At 51.3% G+C, this 23,389-nt stretch carries 16 protein-coding genes; all 16 read right to left on the bottom strand.

Annotated elements, in window-relative coordinates; genetic code table 11:
• Positions 1-51: 51 nt before the first annotated feature.
• The 16 genes from AC0YNV_RS03790 to AC0YNV_RS03715 all read right to left on the bottom strand — a co-directional run bounded on the left by AC0YNV_RS03790 (position 52) and on the right by AC0YNV_RS03715 (position 23,380).
• Complete coding sequence (locus AC0YNV_RS03790) at positions 52-1,272, bottom strand: mandelate racemase/muconate lactonizing enzyme family protein (protein ID WP_475765926.1); 1,221 nt, start codon at positions 1,270-1,272, stop codon at positions 52-54.
• A gap of 22 nt (positions 1,273-1,294) precedes the next feature.
• A complete protein-coding gene (locus AC0YNV_RS03785; protein ID WP_475765924.1) occupies positions 1,295-3,586 on the bottom strand; it encodes a helix-turn-helix domain-containing protein in 2,292 nt (763 codons plus the stop codon).
• A 133-nt stretch (positions 3,587-3,719) separates the two neighbouring features.
• Positions 3,720-5,237 carry an extracellular solute-binding protein gene (locus AC0YNV_RS03780; protein WP_475765922.1) on the bottom strand — a complete coding sequence of 506 codons (1,518 nt, stop codon included), beginning with the start codon at positions 5,235-5,237 and terminating at the stop codon, positions 3,720-3,722.
• Between the two features lie 67 nt (positions 5,238-5,304).
• Positions 5,305-6,183, bottom strand: coding sequence for a carbohydrate ABC transporter permease (locus AC0YNV_RS03775; RefSeq protein WP_210044017.1), 879 nt, complete (start codon positions 6,181-6,183; stop codon positions 5,305-5,307).
• A gap of 21 nt (positions 6,184-6,204) precedes the next feature.
• Positions 6,205-7,065, bottom strand: coding sequence for an ABC transporter permease (locus tag AC0YNV_RS03770; RefSeq protein ID WP_475767290.1), 861 nt, complete (start codon positions 7,063-7,065; stop codon positions 6,205-6,207).
• A 52-nt stretch (positions 7,066-7,117) separates the two neighbouring features.
• On the bottom strand, positions 7,118-8,452 hold the full coding sequence (locus AC0YNV_RS03765; RefSeq protein ID WP_475765920.1) for a Gfo/Idh/MocA family protein: 1,335 nt from the start codon (positions 8,450-8,452) through the stop codon (positions 7,118-7,120).
• A gap of 338 nt (positions 8,453-8,790) precedes the next feature.
• Positions 8,791-9,876 carry a mandelate racemase/muconate lactonizing enzyme family protein gene (locus AC0YNV_RS03760; protein ID WP_475765918.1) on the bottom strand — a complete coding sequence of 362 codons (1,086 nt, stop codon included), beginning with the start codon at positions 9,874-9,876 and terminating at the stop codon, positions 8,791-8,793.
• Positions 9,877-9,954: 78 nt separating this feature from the next.
• Positions 9,955-11,481, bottom strand: coding sequence for an extracellular solute-binding protein (locus AC0YNV_RS03755; protein ID WP_475765917.1), 1,527 nt, complete (start codon positions 11,479-11,481; stop codon positions 9,955-9,957).
• A 24-nt stretch (positions 11,482-11,505) separates the two neighbouring features.
• Positions 11,506-12,384: a carbohydrate ABC transporter permease gene (locus AC0YNV_RS03750; protein ID WP_475765915.1), complete on the bottom strand. Its 879-nt coding sequence runs from the start codon at positions 12,382-12,384 to the stop codon at positions 11,506-11,508.
• A gap of 55 nt (positions 12,385-12,439) precedes the next feature.
• Positions 12,440-13,363, bottom strand: coding sequence for an ABC transporter permease (locus AC0YNV_RS03745; protein ID WP_475767288.1), 924 nt, complete (start codon positions 13,361-13,363; stop codon positions 12,440-12,442).
• Between the two features lie 195 nt (positions 13,364-13,558).
• Positions 13,559-15,859 (bottom strand): helix-turn-helix domain-containing protein, encoded by a 2,301-nt coding sequence (locus AC0YNV_RS03740; RefSeq protein WP_475765913.1) that lies wholly within the window; start codon positions 15,857-15,859, stop codon positions 13,559-13,561.
• A gap of 221 nt (positions 15,860-16,080) precedes the next feature.
• Positions 16,081-17,838 carry an extracellular solute-binding protein gene (locus tag AC0YNV_RS03735; protein WP_475765911.1) on the bottom strand — a complete coding sequence of 586 codons (1,758 nt, stop codon included), beginning with the start codon at positions 17,836-17,838 and terminating at the stop codon, positions 16,081-16,083.
• Positions 17,839-17,959: 121 nt separating this feature from the next.
• Entirely contained in the window at positions 17,960-18,859 is a 900-nt protein-coding gene (locus AC0YNV_RS03730) for a carbohydrate ABC transporter permease (protein ID WP_210044024.1), read from the bottom strand.
• Positions 18,860-18,885: 26 nt separating this feature from the next.
• Positions 18,886-19,860 carry an ABC transporter permease gene (locus AC0YNV_RS03725; protein ID WP_475765909.1) on the bottom strand — a complete coding sequence of 325 codons (975 nt, stop codon included), beginning with the start codon at positions 19,858-19,860 and terminating at the stop codon, positions 18,886-18,888.
• 274 nt (positions 19,861-20,134) lie between these two features.
• Positions 20,135-21,319: an iron-containing alcohol dehydrogenase gene (locus tag AC0YNV_RS03720; RefSeq protein WP_475767286.1), complete on the bottom strand. Its 1,185-nt coding sequence runs from the start codon at positions 21,317-21,319 to the stop codon at positions 20,135-20,137.
• A 42-nt stretch (positions 21,320-21,361) separates the two neighbouring features.
• Positions 21,362-23,380, bottom strand: coding sequence for an alpha-amylase family protein (locus tag AC0YNV_RS03715; RefSeq protein ID WP_475765907.1), 2,019 nt, complete (start codon positions 23,378-23,380; stop codon positions 21,362-21,364).
• Positions 23,381-23,389: the final 9 nt, after the last annotated feature.

The raw sequence follows: 23,389 nt of genomic DNA, 5'->3' as shown, positions 1-23,389 counted from the left end.
GCCCCGGTGAAAACCTGCGGACTGCGTTCATTTTTTTAACAGTTGTTCCGGTTAAACCAGGAAAGCCTTACGCAGCACGCGGTTAACCTCTGTGTGGTCCATACCCAGCCCCGGGCCTGTCGGCGCCTTCATCACACCGTCCTTGACTTCCATTTGCGGAGCGAACAGGCTGCCGGTTTCCTTAACCCCGGTTTTGTTTTCCTGAAATTTCCCGATATTCGGGATATAGGAAGCAAAATGAAGCACATATACGTAGCCGTACCCGCTGGATATGTGCGGAGTGACGGCGATCCCCTTCAGAGCGGCCATTCTGGCGACCCTGGTATTTCTGATAAAGCCTCCGTTATACTGTAGATCCGGCTGCACGACCTGAGCGGCGTCATTGTCGATGATCCACCTGAATCGCCGCATGCTTGTCTCCTGCTCTCCGAATGCCAGAGGGACAGCAAGGGCGTCCGCAACCTCCCTGGTATCCTCCAGATGCTCGAAGGGACAGGGCTCTTCATAGAAGAATGCGTTGATTTCCTCCAGCATTTTGCCGTATTCGATTGCCTTGGGCGGATCGTAAGAGCCGTTCCCATCCGCATGAATGGTCATGTCCTCGCCAAATACTTTTCGCGTCAGGTAGATCAGGCTTTCCGAGCGCCCTTGAATCGAATCGGCGTTTTTGCTCATTCGGCCGCCTACCTTGAACTTAATCGCTTTTGCGCCCGTTTCTGCGACTTTGCCCTGCAGCACCTCGATTTCTTCTTCGGGCGTCGTTCCCCTGTTGCCGCTGGCTACATAAATGGGCACCTCGCTGCGGATAACGCCTCCCAGAAGGTCTCCGACCGGCTTGCCGCTTATGCGGCCCAGCATATCGAGCAGACTCGCTTCGACCCATGAGATGCAGCACCATAATGCAAGACCGGACAGCTTATAATTGCTCTCATGAACGTAAACGCCATCCAGCAGCTTTTCAAGATCACGCGCGTCTTTGCCTATAAAATACGGAATGATCAGCTGCTTCAGCAGAGGATGCAGATACTCGGCGCGTTCGCTTGCCACTGCCACCCCTTCCGAGCCGTCCTTGGACCGGGCCCTGAGGAAATACAGCCCATTATTGAAGAGAAGCTCCATGGATTCTATAATGACCGGCGATTGAATATCATCCACCTGCAGCACCCGTGAATTGGCCGCCGCTTCCAGCTCGTCAGTGCCCACGCTGATCTTGCCCTGGTTAAGAGAGCCGTCCAAATGCAAATAGGATAAGTCCGAATAGCTGTTCTTCATCGTTGTTTCCTCCCTGAATCATTCATTCATTGTCATTGCAGCACATTTCCCGATATTGGCCCGGCGTCATGCCTGTAACCTTTTTGAAATAACGGATGAAATTTTGCGGATTATTGTATTGAAGCTTCTTGGACATATCGGCAATCCTCATTTCCGTGTCGGTCAGCCACTTCTTGGCGACCTCCATCCGGTATGCCAGCAAATAATCGGTAAAATTGGTATTCATGCTTTTCTTCAAAGCGCGCCGGATATAACTGGGATGATAATTAAGCCTTGATGCGCATTCCTCCTGGGTCAGCTCACGGTCGTATTCGCTCTGAATAATGCGGACAACCTCATTGGCTATTTTGTGAAACGGACCCTCGTTGCTCATTTCCCCCATGCGAATGGCGGGTTCGACAATTTGCCGGAGGAACCAAAGCTCGATTTCCTGAACCGTATTAAGCCTCTTAAGCTGTTCAGACAATTGAATCGCATTCGCATTGAGCTGGGAGGAGGCGGCGTCGGACTGCTCCGTAATATACAGCAAATCGAGCAGCAGCTTGATCAGCCAGTTCTGCATCTGATTGTGCGTAAGCTCCCGGTTGGACAAAATCTGCAGAAATTCACCCAATAAGACTGCGGCCCGTCTCTCATCCGAAAATCGCACAGCCTCGACAAGCTGCTTCTCCAAATGCTCTGGAAAAAACACCATCTGCAGCTCAGGCTCCTCATCCTCAATAAAGAGGATCGTTTCGGTATCCTTCGTAATCCGGTATTTCAGCGCATCGAGCCCTTCCGCGTACGCCTTTGGCGTGGCACCGTAGGTTTTGTAAGGACGGCTGATTCCCGCACTGACGGATAGCCCCAGATACGCCTGTATATTTTGTTGAACCTGCCTGATTGTGTCCAGCAGGAATGCCTTGAATCCATCCGTGGATTCCTGATCGCCTCTGATGACCGTAACCTGCGATTGCTCGATGACGACAGGGCTCAATCGATGCTCGAAAGACACCGTTTCCTCGACGATGTTGCTGATTGCAAACAGCAGCAAATCGCGATCGCCTTCCAGGTACCGGGTGCCTTCCAGCGCATTGATCTGTATGGTCACAACCGCAAGCCAGTTGAATCCTTGTGAATAGCCGAACAGCTCAAGCTGCTCCTCGATTTCCTTGTCCGGCAATCCGCCCTGCACCAGCTTGAAAATCATGAACGGCTTTAACTGCTGCTGCAGCTTCTGAACGCTGCTGGTCATATCCATATTGCTTCGGAACATCCTCTCCATCCGCCGTTCGATGACCCTGAACTCGTCGTTCCGCTCCTGGGGATCCAAGACCTCTGCCGGATCGGCCATCTTCTGATAGAGCGTGCGAAGAGGCGAATAGAGCTTACTGGTCCCCCGCAGAGACAGGATAATGATCATGGCGATAATGATAACGCAAGCCCATACTGTCGCCCAGCCGATAGCCTGCGATTCGCGGCCAATGCTGTCCAGCGAAACGATCAGCAGGTAAGTCCAGCCGTTATAGGATGACTTCCGGAATGTAAATCCGTATTTTTCCTGGCCGATTTGACCCGTCCGGTAGCCGCTCATTTCAGCTGCCTGCTTGATGTCTGCGAGCTGGGGCGAATCTTGCAGAGACCTGTTCATTCCTGACTTCGGACTGCTGGCGATCAGATTTCCTTTATCATCCAAAATGACCATGAATCCCAGATTGCTGCTTGTCGGCAGCAGCTTGAAAAGCTCCTGGCTCGACATTTCCGTCACAAGCAGCGCATGAGGGCTTCCCGAATAGCTCGGAAACCGCTTGACCAGGTATATATCCGAGCTTCCCGGTTTCCCGCCGCTGGCATCCGATAATTCCGTTGTCCACGCCAAGGGCTTATCGATCGCCGAGAACGATGAGATCCGGTCCGCGTCTGCGGATTCGTCCAGCCTGGCATATCCCTTGTTGCTGATCATCCATTGATGATCGATATTGATCAGATGGATATCGCGAATCCCCAGCTCGTAGATCTGGATGCGCTGCAGCATATCCAGCAATTTATCGACAAGCGGGAAATCCCTGGCTTGAATCGGCTTCTGAAGGACATCGCTAACCTCCTGCGAATTTGCAAATTGAAAGATGGAGAAGTCGACGACCTTCAATGTATTCTCGAGCTGAGTCTGGATCTGGAGCAGCAGCTGGTCGTTTCCCTGCAGCACCTTGTCTTCAATCAAACCCGATGATTTGGCATAAGAAAAAATGCCCAGCACCACGACGGGAATGGCGCCGAGCAGCAAGCATAATGTAAACAGTTTGACTTGATAACGGGACAAATTCAGCAGCTTCATGTCGGTCTCTCTTTCTTTAAGCCGAGTATTACAACCGCTTACATTATCGCATAAAGAAGCGATGAAATTCTATAAATCTTCAAAGCCGCAATCTGCAGGAGCAAGTAGAACGAACAGATTTATTCTCCGCTGTCTACTTATTCATTGTTTTGGCATAATCGCTTTCATATTCGGAAATCACCTGGTCGCCGCCATTCTTCCGCCAGTTGGCTATCGCCTGCTCAAAGCCTTTCTCATCCAATTCGCCAATGATGAACTTGGTCCGGGCATCCATAATAATCTGCTCAAGCTGGCTTCCTTTCTCCATATAAGTCTGTGACAGGAGCGGCAGGGCCGGATTTGGAACGGCGTATTGCTCGTTATCCTGAATCAGCTGGTTGTATTTGGCAACATTCGGATCCAGATCGCCCGCAAGAGCCTTCTTGCCGTCAAACACCATCAGTTGGAACAACTCGTTATAGACCTCATTGGTGTAAATTTGCTCGTCGACACGCACCGCTTTGCTGCTTTCCACCTTGTAATGCTTTCCTTCGATTCCCCATGACATCAGGTTCTGTACCTTCTCGTCGCCGAGTTTATCGAGAAAGGACAATACTTCCTTCAGATCGTCCTCGGTTTTGACGCTCGTCTTCGGAATCATGAAGACGCTGTTATAGCCTGTTCCCCCCTGTACTCTGATGCCGTCAGGTCCGCTGACATTCGGAATGGGATCCAGTTTGGCATCCGGGTTCAATTTGAATAAATCGGTAAACCGTGCGTTCAAATCATCGTAGGCTCCGATATAGACACCCGCCTTGCCTTGATTAATCAGTACCGTACGGTCCTTAACAACAGGAAAATCACTGTTGAACACTTTATCGGTATACATCTGTTTGAGCATCTTGAGCGTATCCATATACGGCTTCGTCATGAAATCCGGAGTCATCTTCCCGTCCTCATAGGCCCAGAGATTCGGACCTCCCATGATGGACAGGAAATGGTTAAACTGTGCGCTGTTCGAGTCGAACGAGATGCCGAATGTATCATTCTTTCCGTTTTTGTCCGGATCGTCGTAAGTAAACGCTTTAATAACGTTCAGCAGCTCGTCGATCGTTTTGGGTTCCTGCAGGCCCAGGTTATCCAGCCAGTCCTTGCGGATAATGATTCCGTTGCGGGCAATGGCTCTCCAGCGGTAGACACCGTATACTTTACCGTCTATGGAAATGTTGGATAACCGTGCGGGGTCCAAGGATTGCAGATTCGGATAGTCCTTCAGATAAGGTCCCAATTCCCAGAACAAGCCTGCCCGGGCCGCATCGATGATAGCCGGATTGCGGTCATCCTTCACCAGCAGCAGCTTCGGCAAATCTCCGGCAACGGCAATCGAAGCCGTGACTTTCTCGCTGTAGCTCGAGCTGGGAACCCAGGTCACATTCAAGCTGGCATCCGTATATTCCTGGAGCAGCTTCATCGGCTCGCTATCCATATTTGGCGGCTCTGCCGTTAAATACTGATTCATCATCGTAATTTCTGACGGGCTTGACGATTCTGCTGGCACAGAGGCAGCGCCCTCGTTCGTTTCCCCATTGCTGCTGGCGCATGCCGAAGTGATGACCAGCGACAGAACTCCTGCAGCGAGCAGGCCTTGTTTAAGATAACGCGGAATAGCCATGAATAATTCCCCTTCCCATTTTCCTGAATATATTTTGATGAGCTGCTTGCTGCTTCAGCCTTCCATCCTAGCCTTTGACGGAGCCGAGCAGTACCCCTTTGGCAAAATGCTTTTGCAGAAACGGATAAACCAGCAAAATCGGTACGGTCGAGACTACAATTACCGCCATCTTGATCACTTCGCCGGGAGGAGCCACATAGTCGCTCCCCATATTCTGCGAGTCTCCGACACCTCCTTGCGACAAGATCACAATTTGCCGCAGCCATACCTGAATCGGCCATTTCGCATTATCGTTAATATACAGGATAGCATTAAAGAACGTATTCCAATGGCCTACAGCGTAAAATAATGCGAAGGTAGCCATGGCCGGAAGGGAAAGCGGCAGCACAATGCGGAACAAAATCTGAAAATCGTTACAGCCGTCAATCTTGGCCGATTCCTCCAGCCCGTCAGGCAGCTGCTGAAAGAAGTTTCTCAGAATAATCAGATTAAACGCGCTGATCGCGCTCGGGATTAACAGCGACCAGAAGCTGTCGAGCATGCCGAAAGATTTGACTACGAGAAATGTCGGAATCATCCCCCCGCTGAACAGCATGGTAAACAAGATGAGCAGCATGATGGGTCCCCGGCCCATAAATTCATTCCTGGCCAGCGGATAGGCAGTCAGCGTCGTGAAGAAGAGGTTGATGAACGTCCCTGCAACGGTAATGAAGACCGTCACGCCCAGACTTCTCAGAATCGTCTCCGCCGAGAAGATATAGCGGTAGCCTTCGAGCGATAATTTGGTCGGAAATAGGACAACCCCCCGGTTCAACAGCTCTTCGGAAGCAGTGAACGATCCCGACAATACAAACAAGAACGGAATGATGGCAATTAATGCGAAAACGATCAGAACCCCGGCATTCACCAGATCGAAAAAACGCGAACCAAGCGATGAACGGATCATGGCAGCAGCCTCCTTTCTTCGTTAGTAGACACCTTGTTCTCCTGCCTTCTTGGCTAATTTATTGGCTGCCAGCACCAGCATCAGACCCACAAGCGACTTGAACAGGCCGACAGCGGTGCTGAAGCTGAACTGCCCTTGCTGAACGCCGGTCGTGTACACGTAAGTATCAAACACTTCGCCAACCTCACGGTTGGTGGAATTGAGCATAAGGAAGATCTGCTCGAACCCCGTATCCAGAAAAGTGCCCAGCCGCAAAATGAACAAAATGATAATAGTACTGCGGATCGCCGGCAGCGTAATATGCCACAGCTGTCTGATCCGTCCCGCACCGTCCATCTTGGCTGCCTCATACAGCGTGGGATCGACCCCCGATAGGGCGGCGAGAAAAATAATGGTTCCCCAGCCTGATTCCTTCCAGATGGATTCAAGAATAATCATCGGCCTGAACCAGCTGTTGGACATCAGGAAGTTAACCTTGTTCATCCCTGCATCAACGAGCATATCCGTGAAGATGCCGCCTTCGGACGAGAAGAAGGTATAGGCCATGCCGACAACGACTACCCACGACACAAAGTGCGGAATATAGATGAAGGTCTGTATGCTTCTCTTGAACCATTCCCGGCGCAGCTCATTAAGCATAAGCGCAATCAGAATCGGGAACGGGAAGAAAAAGATGATATTGTAAATGGCCAGAATCAGTGTGTTTTCGAACAGAGTCCAAAATACCGGATCGTGGAAAAAACGGTCAAAATGCTTAAAGCCGACCCACGGGCTGTTCCAGAAGCCGCGAAAGGGCAGATAGTCCTTAAAGGCAATGAGGATCCCCCACATCGGCAAATATTTGAACAGGGCAAAATAAAGCAGGCCTGGCGTCACCATCATATACAAATAACGGCTCTTGACGAATCGGCCCCAGAGCACACCGGCTTTGCGGTTACGGACGGACTGCGCCGCGTGCGTCACTTGCGTTTTCAAGCGCAACGCCTCCTTCAAGCACATCATCGATCTGGATCGGCCGATTCTCCCTGACCGATCTCCAGACCGCTTCACCGGTACCGACCGCATAAGCGCCGTCCCATGAGCCGGACAGAATGTCAAAGGTCCGATTCGGATCGGGACCCAGAAATATATTCTCCAGCAGCGCCGGGTCGCCGCCGCCATGCCCGCCTTCCCTGTGAACGACATGCACGGTTTCTTTGGCTCCAAACAGAGGAAAATAATCGATGGTCTGCGCCGGAACAGGAAACGGGACTCTGCCGGAAGAGTGGTATTCCATCGTTTCGATGCGCCCGCGGGTTCCGTTTATGGCAAGCCGATAGCCTTCATAGGGAAGGGAGAAATTGACGGAATACGTGAGCAGCGCCCCTCCGTTATACTTCACGTTCGCCGAATAGGTGTCCTCGATGTTGATTTCGGAATCGAAGATGCAGGCATCTGTCCGATAGTGGCTGTACGGTGCCTCTGCTCCGCCGGAATCCGGCGAACCAATATGGTCGTCCTTCACATGAACCTCCTTGCTGCGCGAGGACCAGCGCATATAATAACGGCAATCCTGCTTGACCTCGCAGGTCCCGCAATGCCGGCCGTCCTCTTTCTTCGGATTCATCTCTCCCCCGGGACCGTAATAGTTGAGTGCCCCGAAAGCGAATACCTCTATCGGCTGCTGGCCGATCCACCAGTTGACCAGATCGAAATGATGGGAGCTTTTATGAATGGAAAGCCCCCCGGATTGCTCGCGTAAGCGGTTCCAACGTTTGAAATAGCTGGCTCCGTGATACGTGTCGATATACCAGTTCAGATCGACCGAGGTGACTCTGCCCACCTTTCCTTCCAGCACCATCTCTTTGATCCGGCTGTGTATGGGCGTAAAGCGGTAATTAAAGGCAACCGTCACTTTCCCTCTGCTCCTGTTCTCAGCTTCAATAATCCGGCGGCAATCGGCGCCGGTTGTCGCCATCGGCTTCTCTGTCAGCACATCCAGATCGCACGCCAGCGCCTGAACAATATAAGAAGCATGGGTATCGTCGCGCCCCGTTACGATAATTACATCGGGACTGGTCTGTTCCACCATCGTACCGAAATCATCCGGACCGAATTCCGGGACAGGCCCAAGCCCGGGAAATTTTTGCTTGCAGACCTCGAACCTCCTTGGATCGATATCAAGCAATCCGACAATCTCGGCCTGATTGGAGAAGGTATTCATCATGGGACCGATGAACATCTTCATGCTTCGATTGCTGACCCCGCAAATTACATATCTTCTTTTCATATTTCACCCCGCTGTTGATAGTTGTGAGCCATACCCGTGACCGGCCTTTTCATTATTCCGTACAGCCCGGTAAATGACTACAATCCTGAAAGCGACAATTGCCCTCCCCGCTCATTCGGACCTCCATATTCAGACTTTATAATCCCGATAATCCTTAAAGCTACTCATCATAATCCTTAGAGATACCCGCAGAGTACGCGATATCTCTCATTCACAGTTTTCCTGTACGCCGCCATCGCAGCTTCAGGTTAAAAAACATAAAGGAGCTGCATCTGCTGCAGCTCCTTCACGAATCGGATATGATACGGGCTCATGCTCCATACCTTACACATACGGCGCTATTTCACGACAGTAAGCATGCTGTTCATTTTCTCTTCATCCAGCTCAATGCCAAGACCCGGTCCATCGGGCACATGAATGCGTCCTTCGCTTACTTTGAATTCCGTCTTCAGCATTTGGCCGCGCAGATTGCTTTTCTCGATTGAATACTCATAGTAGCTGGTGCACTCCGGCGTGCTGGCCGCCAGATGCAGAGCTGCCGCAAAGCCGATGCCGCGGGTCGTATTATGCGGCACATAATGGATGCCGAATGCTCTGCACAAAGTGGCGGCTCTCTTCGCGCTCAGCAGCCCCCCGCATTTGATCGGGTCGGCCGCATACAGATGACAGCCGCCGCGGGCGATAAAATCGCGGAAGGTGAAGATATTCCAGTCCTGTTCGCCCACATGGATCGGCACAGGTATCGTTTGCGCCAGCTTCACATAGGCTTCGATATCGAAATAGGGGCAGGGCTCCTCGAAATGATGAATACCGTAATCCTTCACTTTTTCGTACAGCTGAACCGCCTGAATATAAGTATAAGAGCTGTTGCCGTCGATCATGAGCCGGACATGCGGCCCGATGGCCTCCCGCACTCTCCGCACCTTCTCCGCATCCTCGTCCAGATCGACAGGCAGTCCGCTGCCGAATCTCGGACCAACCTTGATCTTGACGGCGCCGAAATGATAGTCGGCAATCCCCTCCTTCAGCTTCTCGACCTCCTGGTCGTGGGTGAGATCGCGGCTCATGCTGGATCCGTAGAGCGGAATCGTCTCCCGGTATTTGCCGCCGAGCAAATTATACAACGGCTGCTTCAAAAATTTCGCTTTCGCATCCCAGAGCGCGATCTCCACTCCGCTGTAGGCGGCTGCCAGCATCTGGCCGGACATTTTATAATGCTTGCGCATCACGTTCTCTTCGATCTTCTCGATGTTGAACGGATCGCTGCCGATGATTTGCGGTTTGATGATCTGCTGGATGATCTCCACCAGAATTTCCGGGCGCATCGGGCTGCATTCCCCGAATCCGGAGACCCCTTCATCCGTATCCGCTTTTACATACAGCAGTCCGCTTGCCACATAACAGGTCAAATCCGTAACTTTCATTGTGTTTTCCTCCCATTGGACTTCTATTCCGCCAGCTTGCCGTCGGGACGGCAGCGTGCAGGTCTTGTCTTGCCTTGACTACTTGTCTGTATCCTTGGCATATTGTTCGTTTAATTCCTCCGTCACTTGGCCGCCGCCGGCCTTATCCCAGCTTGACACCGCGTCCTTCCAGCCTGCTTCGTCGAGCTGGCCCATAATGTATTTAATGCGCGCATCGTTGATGATTTTGTTCAAATCGGCGCTCTTCTGGTTAAACGTATCGGAAATATAGGCAGCTGCCGGATTGACCACCAGATTGCCCGCAACCGCGTTCTTCGCGTCTTTGTATTTCTGAACGTAAGGATCGATGCTGCCCTGCATGGCTCTTGACCCGTCCGCTACCTCCAGCGTTTGCTCAAGCTGGACGACTTCCGCATTGTACTTGTCCGTCTGCTCCTGCGTCCGCACCGGTTTGCCGTCTTTCATCGTGTAGTGAATGCCTTCAATTCCCCATTCAAAAATATTTTGGGCGGTTTCATCGGAAATTTTGTCAAAGTAAGCAAGAATTTGCCTAAGCTGCGCTTCCGTCTTCACGCTGGATTTGGGAAATACGAATTCCCCGGTATAGCCTGTGCTCATCAGCGTGCGAACGCCCTTGCTCCCGTTAATTGAAGCGGAAACGTCCAGCTCCGCCTTCGGGTTGATCTTGAACAGCTGCGAATGGCGCGTGATTTGGTCCGGATCGCCCAGCCGCATGCCGTATGTGCCCTTATCCATGTTGTCGATATTTTGCGGACGGGTGGCGATCGCAAAGTCCTGATTGATCAGCTTCTCCTGATACAGCTTGCGGTAGAAATTCAAGGCGTCCATGTACTCCTGGCTGTATAGGGTCGACACCAGCTTGCCGTCCTTCACGTCCCACAAATTCCCGCCCCCGAAGGCCCCCAGGATGAAATTAAAGCCGCGCAGCAGGGACTCTTCGGCGACGCCGACCGTGTTGTTCTTCCCGTCCTTATCCGGATCGTCTAACGTAAATGCCTTTATCGTATTGTACAGCTCATCCGTCGTGGTCGGCGCTTTCAACCCCAGATTGTCCAGCCAATCCTTCCTGAAGATCATCCCGTCCCCGACGAGCGAACGGCTGCGGAAAATAGAATAAATTTTGCCGTCCAGCGAGACATTCTTCAATACCTGCTTGTTCAAGGACCGCTCCAGATTCGGATAATCCTTCAGGAATGGACCAATTTCCCAGAAATAGCCCGACCGCATCGCATTGACCACGGACTCCTGCCTGTCCTGAAGCAGAACCACCATCGGAAGCGAACCGGAGGCGATCGTAGCGTTCAGCTTGTCGGGATAGGTCGTGCCTGGCACCCATTGAATATCCAGCTTCGTATTCGTATATTCCTCGATCGCCTTGATGATGGGATCATCCGGACTTGGCGGCTCCGCCACGATGCTTTGATTCATCATCGTAATCTCGAACGGCTCCGTGGACTTGGCAGCGCTCTGATTCCCGGCTTGCCCGCTGCCCGTCCCGCCGCTGCAGGCTGTCGCCGCGACCATTATGCTGGCCATTGCTGCGGCCAGGAACGGTTTTCTCAATCTTTTTCCTAATCTGGACATGGTTTACCCCCTGCATCATATTTATTAACCTTTAACGGAACCCAGCATGGCGCCTTTGGCAAAATGCTTTTGCAGAAACGGATACACGCATAAGATTGGTACGGTTGAAACAACAATGACAGCCATCTTCACGATTTGCGACGGCGGTGTTATATAGGTGCTGTCGAAGGTGGCGGAATCGCCCATGCCGCCCTGCGATAAGATGACGATTTGTCTTAACCAGACCTGAACGGGCCATTTCAAATTATCATTGATGTACAGAACCGCATGGAAAAAGGAGTTCCAATGCCCCACCGCATAAAAGAGTGTGAATGTAGCCATGGCGGGAAGCGACAGCGGAATGATAATTTGCCACAGGATTCTCAAATCGTTGCAACCGTCGATTTTGGCTGCTTCCTCCAGTCCTTCCGGCAGCTGCTGAAAGAAATTCCGCAGGACGATCAGATTGAAGGCGTTGATCGCGTTCGGCAGCAGCAAGGACCAGTAGCTGTTCAGCAGGCCAAGCGATTTTACAATAAGAAATGTCGGAATCATCCCGCCGCTGAACAGCATCGAGAATGTCACCATCAGCATAATCGTCCTGCGGCCGTCCAGCTCCTTCCTCGCCAGCGGGTACGCCATCAGAGAGGTAAAAAGCAGATTGATCAGCGTTCCCGCAACCGTAATGAAGACCGTGACGCCCAGGCTTCTGAAAATAATACTCGATGAAAAAATATACTGATAGCCTGCCAATGAGAAATGCGTCGGAAACAGAATGATAGGCTTGGAGATAAACTCCTCCGGCGCAGTAAACGAACCGGCGATAATATAAATAAAGGGCAGCAGCGTGCATAGGCCAAAAAACAATAACAGCGCATAATTCACAGCATCAAATGACCGGCTTCCCAGCGTTCGATCCTTCATTCGTGGTCACCTCTTTCCGTGTAAACTAACTTATCGCCGATGAACCGAATCCGCATCAGTAGATGCCCTCTTCGCCTGCCTTCTTGGCCAGATAATTCGCTCCCAGGACAAGTACGATGCCCACCGCCGACTTGAACAGATTCGCCGCCGTCGCATAGCTGAAATGCCCCTGCTGCAGGCCGCTCGTATAAACGAACGTATCGAACACTTCTCCTACCTCGCGGTTCATCGGATTAAGCATCAGAAACACTTGTTCGAATCCGGAATCCATGAAGCTGCCCAGCCTCAAAATCAGGAGAATAATGACCGTGCTCTTGATCGCCGGCAGCGTAATATGCCACAGCTGTCTCCACCGGTTGGCGCCGTCCATGCGGGCCGCTTCATACAGCTGCGTATCAACATCTGAAAGCGCTGCCAAAAATAAAATCGTTCCCCAGCCCGTTTCCTTCCAGAGCACCTGGCCGATAATCATCGGTCTGAACCATTCGTTGCTGAGCAGGAAATTGATCTTCTCGCCGCCCATTCCGATCAGGAGGTTGTTGATAAGTCCATTTTCCGGCGTAAACAAAATGTAGGCGATGCCTACGACCACAACCCAGGAAATAAAATGCGGGATGTAGATCAAGGTCTGTATGAAGCGTTTGAAAACCTCGATACGCAGCTCGTTGAGCATCAACGCGATAATAATCGGCAGCGGAAAGAAAAAAACCAGATTATAAACCGCCAGGATGATCGTGTTGCGGAAGATGAGGGCGAAGGAGTCATCCTTGAAAAATTGCAGGAAGTTGTCAAAGCCTACCCATGGACTCCCTGCAAAACCCGAGAACGGCGAATAATCCTGGAAGGCGATAAGCACGCCCCACATCGGTAAATATTTGAAGATAATAAAGTACAGCACTCCCGGAAGCAGCATGAGATAAAGCCAGCGGTTCTTGAGCAATCTTTTTGCCAATGCGGAGTTCGGACGGTAGGCTTTCAATTCTCCGGATGCTTCACTGATCAAGCTAATCCCCCTTTGCTATGCAGGTTATCGTTCACCCGTCTACCCTACCATTGGGGCGGATAACTTCATAGGCTCACAGGATAACCAACGCAAATACCCCGGTATTACCGCATACCGGGCAGGGGAATAATCACTAGATGAACTGCCGGTAATCAGGAGCCAACCTGCCGATTATCCGCTGAACCCCTTCAGATGCTGCTCGCGGTAGGCTCCCGGGGTCATGCCGACCATTTTGCGGAAATACCGGATGAAATTCTGCGAGTTATGATAGCGCAGCTTCTCAGCGATTTGGGAAATTTTCAAATCGGTTTCCTCCAGCATTTTTTTGGCGACGTCCAGCCGGTGACGGGCGAGGCATTCGCTGAAGTTCAGGCCGACTTCATTTTTCAGCACCCGGCTTATATAGGTGGGATGATAATGCAGACGGGAAGCGCATATTTCCAGCGTGAGGTCCGTATCGTATTCGTTCTGAATCATGTGAACGATTTCATAGGAAAGGCTCTGAAATTTGGTTTTCTTGCGTTCCTCGAACAGCGGGATCACCGGTTTAATGAGTTTGTTCCGGAACCAGTCCCGGATTTCATCGACCGTATGAAGCTCGAACAACTCCTGAAGCGGCAGCTTGTTCTCGCCGTATATGGCGTGCAGCGACAGGTCAGATTCCTGCAGCAGCTTGGCGAGATCGGCAAAAAAGCGGATAAAAGAAACCTGATAATCGATATAATTGCCGCTCTGCTTCGTAATATCCTGAATCAGCTGCTCGATGAGCGGATCCAGCGTTTCGGCTTCGGCGTATTTGATCGCCTGGATCAGCTGCTTTTCCGTTTCCTCGGGAAATGAAATGCTCTTGTTATCCTCCAGATTGATGTCTTCATAATAGAGGATCATCTTGTCAAAGGAGAGAAGCCGGTATTTGAGCGCTTCTTTGGCTTCAGCATAAGCTTGAACCGCATCCTTCAGCTGCGGATAAGCCCGGCTGACGCCGATGCTGACAGGAAGGCTCAAGTAACGCTGAACCTCCAGCTTTATTTTTTCCGCCATCGCGGCGATAAACGTCTGAAACAGCTCCAGGGATTCGTGATGCGTGTGCACAACGTTCACCTGATTCTCCTTGACGATAATGGGCAGCAGGCTTTGCTTGCCCGGAATAATGTCGCCAACCATATTATTGATGGCAAAAAGCAGCAGCTCGCGGTCCTTCTCTTCGAACCGGGTTCCTTCGAGCGTATCGATCTGCAGGACGATCACACCCATCCATTTGAGATCGGCGGGCGGGTTATGGACCATGACGGAGAGCTTGCCGTCAATTTCCGAGGGATGGAATTCTCCCTGCACAAGCTTAAGTACGAACAATTCCTGAAGCTGCCTGACCTGGCCCTGGATCTGCTGCGTCATCTGGATTTGCACATCCTGCAGGCGCACGATATTTTCGTTAATAATATCGAATTCGTTGACTTTATGACCATGCGTTCTGCCGATATTGTTGAAGCACAGCTCATACAGGCGTTGAATCGGCGAGTACAAGCGCCGCGTGAACAGGAATGCGGTTACATTGGCCAGGACGAGCAGTCCCAGACAAACCAGCAGAATCATCCAGCTTGTTCTCCATGACTCTTTCTTGATGTCCTCGAGCGGAATAAGCGATAGATAGAGCCACTGGTTGTAGGAGGACTTTTGAAATTCGATCCCTACCTTGTGATGATTGAGCTCCGCTGTCGCATGGCCCGATGACTGCTTCTCCAGATCTATGCTATGCATGAACGTCTCAATCTCCGAGGGGGGATATGGCGTTTTTTTGTTCTGCTTGACCAGCAATTGGTCCGCCGCGTCAAAAATAAAGATCTCGCCTAATGAATTGTTTTGCGATATGAACCGGTACAATTCATGAGTTGAAATTTCGGCGATGAGCAAGCCGTCCGGGTTATCCGAAATCAGGGGGATTTTTTTGACAAGACTGACGGTACTCTCGCCGGGGCTCATTGTGTTCCTGGCCAGACTGCCTTTATCGGTGGTCCAGAAAGAGTTGCCCGATAGATTGACATACTGCTTGATGCGTTCATTATTCGTGATTGCGCTTACACGCTGAAGTCCGTAATTGCTCAATATCCAGCCGTTTTGCAGTCCGATCAAGTCGACATCCTGAAGACCGAAATCAAACCGCTGTACCTGATTCAACCTCGAGGACAAGGCCAGCGTGAATTGAAAATTCGCTGGAGATAAATCCCGGCTCATGGACTGAACCACGTTATCATCATCAACAAGCCTCTGTAGGGATAAGTCCACCCCCTGCAGCACCTGCTCCACCCGGAGCCGGGTTTGCTCCAATATATGCCGGTTGCCTTCGTTTACCTTATCCTGGATCGACTGCGAGAACTCATAATAAAACAAAATCCCGAGTACGATAATTGGAATCGTACAAACACATGTGCTGAAGATCAGCAGCTTGGTTTGATATCTGTTTAACCGGTACATTCCAGCGCCACCTGCTTTAACTGTCGGATTTTATCATTCTATCGCATTCTAAAAATCTAGTCACGATAAATAGGAGATTACATCACTTTAAGTTTGTGAGCGGCTGGTCTTAAATTTTTCCTTTACATATAAAAAAAGCCCGCTATGATAGCGGACTTCATTCGAACCTTATTCTTGAACGCAGCAGCCATTACCTTCCCGGGCATCAATCCCCTGTTTACTCAAGAATTTAGTTTGCGCTGCTCGAAAACCTTTTTGGTTTGATCAGCCTGCCAGCTGATGAGCTCGTCATAGCCCAGACCTTTTGCTTTATTGATCATTTCGGTTTTCAGCTTGTCGTAATCCTGGTCGTTTTTGGCAAAGACCATTCTCCATGAGTATTGCTTGATGACGGTTGCCACCTGGTTCAGCTTTTGATTCAATGTTTGATCCATAATGGCAGCCGGCTCGGGCAACTGCTGATTCACAGCAATTTGACCGTTTTTCTCCAGCAGCTCATGCGGGGTCAAAGATCCTACTGCTTCCCGCCACGATTTGTCAACCGGATTCGGGTTGTCTTCCAGCACCGAGGACCAGCTGTTCCAGTCATACGGCTCGTTCGTGTTTGGATTGATATTGCTGACCTTGAGCGAAGTGTTGTTCATTTGGTTCGTGCCGTCCTTGTACTGGCCGCCGCCGAATTCGTCCGGCACCTGCGTCGTTGTATCCTTCAACGCCTTTTTGCCAAAGTCCGTCAGCACCGCTTTACCGTCCTTCATTTCCCACGTCAGGCCTTCCGGGCCATTCGTTTGTGTCATCACGCCTTCGGGAGAGTACATCCAGTTCAGGAATTCCATGATCCGTTCCGGCTGCTTCGCCTTCGAGCCGATCGCCCACAACCGGTTGCCGCCATATGGATTTTGTCCGTACGAATAAATCTTCTGATTATCAAAGCCTACCATTGCGAAGCCTTTTCCTGCATCGGTATGATTCGGCGTATTGTATGCGCTGTCGAGCCACGGGAACCAGGAATACAGCACTTGTCCGTCGCGGAACTTGTTGCTGACGTCATCGAACTTCTGCGTCAGGGAGTCCGGGTCCACCAGGCCCATTTGGTTCGCGTCATAATACAGCTTCAGCGTCCGCAAGTAGTAGCCGTCTTCAGACAGAAGGTCCTGGTATTTCTCTTCATCCGCCGAAACGAGGAGCAGACCGCTCTCGTCATAGCCCTGCATGGCCGCAAATTGCTTCGCCAACGTCATCATGTTGCCGTCCCAATCGGCCCAGAGGGAGAAGGCGTATGTCGGACGGCCGCTGTCGCTCTTGGGCTCAAGCTCCTGCATCTTCTTGAGTACGGGAAGAATGGCTTCCATGTTCTCTATTTTCGGACTTCCCAGCTTCTGATACAGATCCCAGCGCATGTCGGACTGATACGTCATTGTGTTTCCGTCAGCAGAGCCTGTTGCACCATCCGCCGCTGCATCGAAGCCGACGCCATACACGGCTTTGCCGTCTCCGAAGTACGTTTTGTTCTTTTCGATCGCTTTGGGCACATTCGCCATAAGATCTTTGCCATACTGGTCAAGCAGACCGTTCTGTGTCCAATCGAGCACCATGCCCGCTTTGATCGCATCGCGGTAGTCCTGGCCGTCCGAGCCGAAAACAACGAGATCGCCGAGGTTGCCGGATGCCATCGTCGTAGCAAATTTGTTCGCGCCGCCTTCCAGGTTTTGCGAGATAATGTTCACTTCAAGGCCGAACTTGTCCTTCAGAACTTTGGCGAACCAGCCGCCCTGCTTCCCCGAGAAGTTTGCCAGTTGAGAGTAAACATTGATTTTATAAAGCTCCTTCGCGTCCGCCGGCTTCGTGCCATTCGCGGTGTCCGTGCCGCTGCCTGCATTGTTTGCCGCATTGTTATTGCCTTCGGAACAAGCAGCCAAACCCACGAGAAGGATGGATGCCATCAGCACGGTTGATGCTTTTTTTATAATGCTTTTCATGTCTTTACTCGACCTCCCAATAAATTCAATAATGGTTTAACAGGCACTTCCGTTTCCAATCTCATGCGGCAAAGCGCATTAAACATCACTCCTTTTCTCTAGCCGGCCCTTCAACGAATGGTCAGCCTTTGACGGCTCCGATCATGATCCCCTTGACGAAATAGCGCTGGAAATAGGGATACACAAGCAGAATCGGGAACACGACTATCATGGTTACCGTAGTGCGGATCGACGTCGGCGTTTGCATGCTGGACAGATCGATCGCCTGGCCGCCTCCCTGCGAATTCCGGATGATCGCTGCCAGCGAGTTAGCCTCATTAATATATTTGTAAAGCACAAACTGCAGCGTATACAGCTTCGGATTTGCCATCAGGAACAACGTATCGGTAAAAGAATTCCACTGGCCGACTGCCGAAAAGATGGCGATCGTTGCCAGGATGGGAGTAATAAGCGGGAAAACGATCCGGGTAAAAATAATCCAGTAGCCCGCTCCGTCGATCATCGCCGACTCCTGCAGAGCTATCGGGAGCGACTCGACAAAGGTTTTGACCAGAATAACGAAAAACGGCGATACGACGCCCGGTATGATGTAAGCAAGGAAATTATTGGTCATGTGGAGGTTCATCATCGTGATATACCACGGGATAATACCGGCATTGAAATACATGGTGACGACAACAAACCTGTACCAGAACGTCCGTCCCCACATCTCTCTCTTTGTAAATATGAATCCGAGCAGAGCGGAGCCTCCCACTGTGAGCACGGTACCCAGGACCGTCCTTGACAGCGACATAAACGCAGCCTGTCCGAAGCCGGGAATTTGCAGCACCTCTATGTAGTTCGTGAAATGCAGCTCTCTGGGATAGAAGGATATCAACCCGCGACTGCTGAGGTCGTTGTTGCTGATTGTATTGATGAACAAATAATAAAAAGGAAAAATGCAAAGCAGTGCAAGGATTGCAAATACGAGATAGTTGAGCGTATGAAACGTCAGATCTCCCGCTGAGCGTTTATTCCGCATGGTTACGACCTCCTGGCTGTTCGGGATTATACGATACTCTCGCCGCGGACGACTTTTGATAGTGTGTTGGCAAAAAAGAGCAGGATGATGCTGATGATCGACTTCAGCATGCTGACCGCCGTAGCGAATGAAAAGTTGGAGCCAAGCAGGCCGATATTATATACGTAAAGGTCCAGAACCTCGATATGATCCTTGTTAATGGCATTCTGGAATACAAAATACTGGTCCAGCCCGTTGTTGATGAAGTTGGCGATTGTCAGCATCAGCAGAACAAAATAGGTGGGCATGATACCTGGAATTGTAATATGCCAGATCGAGCGGAACCGCCCTGCGCCGTCCACCCTTGCCGCTTCATATTGCTCCTGGTCGATGCCGGAAATAGCGGCGATGTACAGAATCGCTCCCCAGCCCAGCCCTTTCCACAGGCCCCATAGTGTCATCGAAAGCCAGGTATGGCTGTCGGACGCGAGAAAATTGATCCCTCTGTCGGTCAGGCCAAGGTTGATCAGGATATGATTGATAAGACCGTTATCAACGGAAAAAAGCATAAAAGCGAAGGAGTAAACAAGCACCCAGCTGATAAAATTGGGGAGCGTAGTGAGAATCTGCACCCATTTCTTGAAGCGGGCCGATCGCATTTCGGAAAGAAAGACTGCGAAAATGACCGGAAGGAAAGAGGTCAGGATGCCAAGCGAGCTCATGGCCATCGTATTTTTCAAGACGCGCATGACCTCGGCCGTTTGTGTAGGATTGCTGAACATGGACTTGAACCACTGCATGCCTACATATTCGGTTTCAGATAGCGGAATCCCCGGACGAAAGTTATAGAAGGAATAGACCCATCCATACAATGGCAAATAGGAAAATAAAAAAACAAGAATCATGAACGGAAATGCCATCAAAAACAATTTGTATTTGCCGGGAATATCATGCCAGATCCGCGGCTTCGGGCCCGGGTTCGCAACCGCTTTCATTTCACTGCTGATACTTGTCGATTTCAATGCTCTCATCTCCACTACTTGTAATCAAATAACACTTCTATACTATATACAAAACCGGTTTCGCGGTAATAGTAGACAATATTATGAAACTGATGGATTTATTTAACTATTTTCGTATCATCCAATTATTTCCTTATCATTTCGGCTTGCAGAGCCGTATACGTATACATACAAAAAAATCCTTATACCGCAGCCAGCCGCGATACAAGGATTCTATTAAGATTCCATTCCATTCGAAAGACATGTGATTCAGTATCCGGTACACGTTCTTCTTCTAGCCTTGCCTCTCTCCCCCGGACATATCATAATCAAAACAAATCCGGTACAGCTCCACGAGCTCATGATGCTCAGGTATGCGCGGGTTATTAGCCGGGCTGCCGCTTGCCAGCGCATCGCCGGCCATTTTGGACAAGTTCTGCTCAAAGAGCTCCCGGTCAATCCCCCAGCCGCTCAAATTCGGAATGTGCAATTTGCGGCAAAGCCGCTTCAATTCCTCGACGGCCGCATCCGCTTTGGCTCCGGCAGGCAGAGCGGCAAGCGCAGGATTCAGCAATTCTCCTATGCCGCCGAGACGGCCAACTGCGCTTGGCTTTGTAAATTCCATAACGGCAGGAAGCAGCATGGCATTGCTTAGTCCGTGGGGCACATGAAACAATGCTCCGATCGGACGTGACATCCCGTGCACGAGGGTGACCGAGGCGTTGGAGAAGGCCATTCCGGCCATCATCGAGCCAACGGCCATTTGTTCTCTGGCTTTGGCATCCGTACCATCCTCGAAAGCTTTAACCAAACCCTCTTTAATGAATTTTATAGCCCCAATGGCAAGTGAATCCGTTAATGGATGCGCTTGGCGGGACAGATACGCCTCAATCGCATGACATAATGCGTCGATTCCGGTTGCGGCCGTAACAGCGGGCGGACAGGAAACCGTCAGCAGCGGATCGACGAAAGCGGCGCGCGGAAGCAGCTCCGGCTGCTTGATCATCATCTTCACCTCATTGTCCGGATCGATGATGACGGTGATCTGGGTTACTTCAGAGCCAGTCCCGGCCGTGGTCGGTACCGCCACCAATGGCAGCGGCGGCATCCTGAACCGGGTTCCTCCCACATAATCCCTGAGGCTGCCCGGGTTCCCGGCCATCACCGCGATGGCCTTGGCCGTGTCCAGGCAGCTTCCCCCTCCAACGGCAAGAATTACATTGCATCCTTCCCGCCGGAGGATATCCAGGCCTTGCTCTACATGGATGAGCGTAGGTTCCGTGTGAATGTCGGCGTACAACGCTGCGGACAAGCCTGCTGACCGCAGCATCTCCATGCAACGGTCGGCAATCCCCAGACCAACCATCGCCGGATCCGTGACAAGCAGAGCATGATTCCCATATGATCCCACAGTCTCCGCAACGCTATCAAATACGCCGGGACCGTATTTTACCTGCTGAGGCACCAATAACGAACCTATCATCTTGAACCTCCCTTCAAAGACATGAACAGATCATTATCCTCATTCCACCGAAATCAGGAAAGCCGCAAAATCATTTAACACCGGAAGCGCAAGGAGCGCATCCTCCTTGTTCATGGTCACGCTGAGCCTGGTTTGATCAACCAGATTCAGAGCTTCGCGGCATGCGCCAATCCCGTGAAGCTCAATCCGGATGTCATGGATGGGAAGCGGCTCGAAATAAGAGACGCCATTAAATCCGGAGAGATTCAATAGATGAAGAATGAACTTGCGGTCATCCAGACGATGAAAGAAAATCTCAGTATGGGGCGGCGCATTCGTCGTTAATCTGACGCTGCCGCCAAGGCTGTGCTTCAACAGATCGGACACGATGCTCTTATGATCCGCGAACCCATGGCGATAATAGAGTTCTCCCGGCTGCCAGGGCAGATGAACGGCCAGACGACCTGATTCGGCACGAATCCCCGCTCCGAACTGCGTCCCGGAGATCCGGTGTCCGGACGCCCGCTCCGGCGGACCGTAGGTGGACGGACTGACGAGCGGAAGCTGCTTCTGAATATGCGGCCCGTATTCCACATCATAGAAGGCTCCATCCAGAAACACCCAGTCGCGGCTCTCAAAGCTCGGGAACAGCTGCTTGTCCTCTGTCTGCAAATAAGCCGCTTCCCTGTTCAGGACTCGAAAGCCTCCTTGGGGCTTCGCACCGAAAACCCGCTCCAGAAATGCCTTGTTGGCATCGTCTTCCGTAAACGACAGCCCTGTGCTGATCAGCTTCACGCCTTGGGCATGAACCTCCTCCAGAATATGAAGCTCGTCGTCCGCAAAGCTGGCGATATCGGGGATGATCAGCAGCTTATATTGAAGCAGAGCCTCTTTTTTGGCGGCCAGATTGTTTTGGTGGATCACATCGAAAACGACATGTTCCTCCTTCAGCATTTTATACAGGCCCAAATACTCCGTTCTGTTTTTTTGCCGGAGATTGCCCGGCTTGATCAATGCGGCATCGGCCATGGACAGAAAATGGCCGTAATATCGCTCATTCTCCCGGTGATACTGGAATATGTCGGCCACAGTCTCGAGATTGTCCCTATCCGGGTAATCGTCAAATACGCCAATGATACAAAAATCCAGCCCCGAGCCGCTGGCCAGGCTCTCCTTCAACCGGATATTCACCTCATGCCGGGATACTCCCGCGAATCGGTGAACCAGATCGACGGCATTGATACAGCAGTTGCTGACCAGCTTGTCGTCCCATGCATCCTCCAGCGACTGGACATTTTCCGATGCGGAGTACAGCCATACGGGGTGTGCCCGGCCTTTATCGGTGTTGGATTCCTTGCGGACGATGTCCACCTTATGCTCATGATAAGTGGAGATGGCAATTTCCTTGTTCTTCCCTTTCACAAAAGCGTGAATCCGGTCCAGCATCTCTCTGGTCGTCTGCTCCTGGAACTCCCTGTAGGCCCGGTATGCGGGATCGCCTTGATCCTCAGTCTCCGGCAGTTCCATCCCGTATGCTTCATTGAACCGTGACCGGCAGCTGCCGCAGTAACAAATTCCGTAGTTCCGGCCGCTGTAGTCGCGGGTCTGATAGCCGAACATATTGAAGAATATGCCGTCCACATCGTAATGGCTGATGACTTCATCAATGAGCTTCAGCGAATACTCGCGCTGGTAATAGCCGTTGATGCAGGTATGGACGATGCCGAAGTAATTGACTTCCCGCCCTTCCTTCGTCCGGTAAAACCATTCCGGCTGTTTCCTGAAGATCGATTCATGCGCTTTGCTGAAATCAAATCTGGCGATGAATTTCATCCCGTTGGCATGGGCTTGGTCTATGGCTTCCTTCAGCAAATCCTTCTGCTGCCCCATCGCCCTGTAATGATAGTCCAGCTTGGTGGGATAAAAGGCGACGATCCCTCCCGCATTCATCATCAGGACGTTGGCCGATAGCTTCTTCAAGTCCACGATTAACCGGTCCACGTCCAGGTTAGCGTCTGTTTCTCTAAGATTATTTTGAATCAGTCTCAGATTGTTAGCTGTCCACCACGAAGCTTCCATCGATGCACC

It is taken from the genome of Paenibacillus sp. JT31N11, assembly GCF_056269285.1.
Note: the sequence above shows the minus strand (reverse complement) of the source record. Positions and strands in the feature narration are given on the sequence as shown.

What these genes read in the sequence shown, in the direction of transcription:
- AC0YNV_RS03790 (WP_475765926.1), bottom strand. Translation starts at nt 1,272, where the DNA reads ATGAAGAACAGCTATTCGGACTTATCCTATTTGCATTTGGACGGCTCT.
- AC0YNV_RS03785 (WP_475765924.1), bottom strand. Translation starts at nt 3,586, where the DNA reads ATGAAGCTGCTGAATTTGTCCCGTTATCAAGTCAAACTGTTTACATTA.
- AC0YNV_RS03780 (WP_475765922.1), bottom strand. Translation starts at nt 5,237, where the DNA reads ATGGCTATTCCGCGTTATCTTAAACAAGGCCTGCTCGCTGCAGGAGTT.
- AC0YNV_RS03775 (WP_210044017.1), bottom strand. Translation starts at nt 6,183, where the DNA reads ATGATCCGTTCATCGCTTGGTTCGCGTTTTTTCGATCTGGTGAATGCC.
- AC0YNV_RS03770 (WP_475767290.1), bottom strand. Translation starts at nt 7,065, where the DNA reads ATGATGGTGACGCCAGGCCTGCTTTATTTTGCCCTGTTCAAATATTTG.
- AC0YNV_RS03765 (WP_475765920.1), bottom strand. Translation starts at nt 8,452, where the DNA reads ATGAAAAGAAGATATGTAATTTGCGGGGTCAGCAATCGAAGCATGAAG.
- AC0YNV_RS03760 (WP_475765918.1), bottom strand. Translation starts at nt 9,876, where the DNA reads ATGAAAGTTACGGATTTGACCTGTTATGTGGCAAGCGGACTGCTGTAT.
- AC0YNV_RS03755 (WP_475765917.1), bottom strand. Translation starts at nt 11,481, where the DNA reads ATGTCCAGATTAGGAAAAAGATTGAGAAAACCGTTCCTGGCCGCAGCA.
- AC0YNV_RS03750 (WP_475765915.1), bottom strand. Translation starts at nt 12,384, where the DNA reads ATGAAGGATCGAACGCTGGGAAGCCGGTCATTTGATGCTGTGAATTAT.
- AC0YNV_RS03740 (WP_475765913.1), bottom strand. Translation starts at nt 15,859, where the DNA reads ATGTACCGGTTAAACAGATATCAAACCAAGCTGCTGATCTTCAGCACA.
- AC0YNV_RS03735 (WP_475765911.1), bottom strand. Translation starts at nt 17,838, where the DNA reads ATGAAAAGCATTATAAAAAAAGCATCAACCGTGCTGATGGCATCCATC.
- AC0YNV_RS03730 (WP_210044024.1), bottom strand. Translation starts at nt 18,859, where the DNA reads ATGCGGAATAAACGCTCAGCGGGAGATCTGACGTTTCATACGCTCAAC.
- AC0YNV_RS03715 (WP_475765907.1), bottom strand. Translation starts at nt 23,380, where the DNA reads ATGGAAGCTTCGTGGTGGACAGCTAACAATCTGAGACTGATTCAAAAT.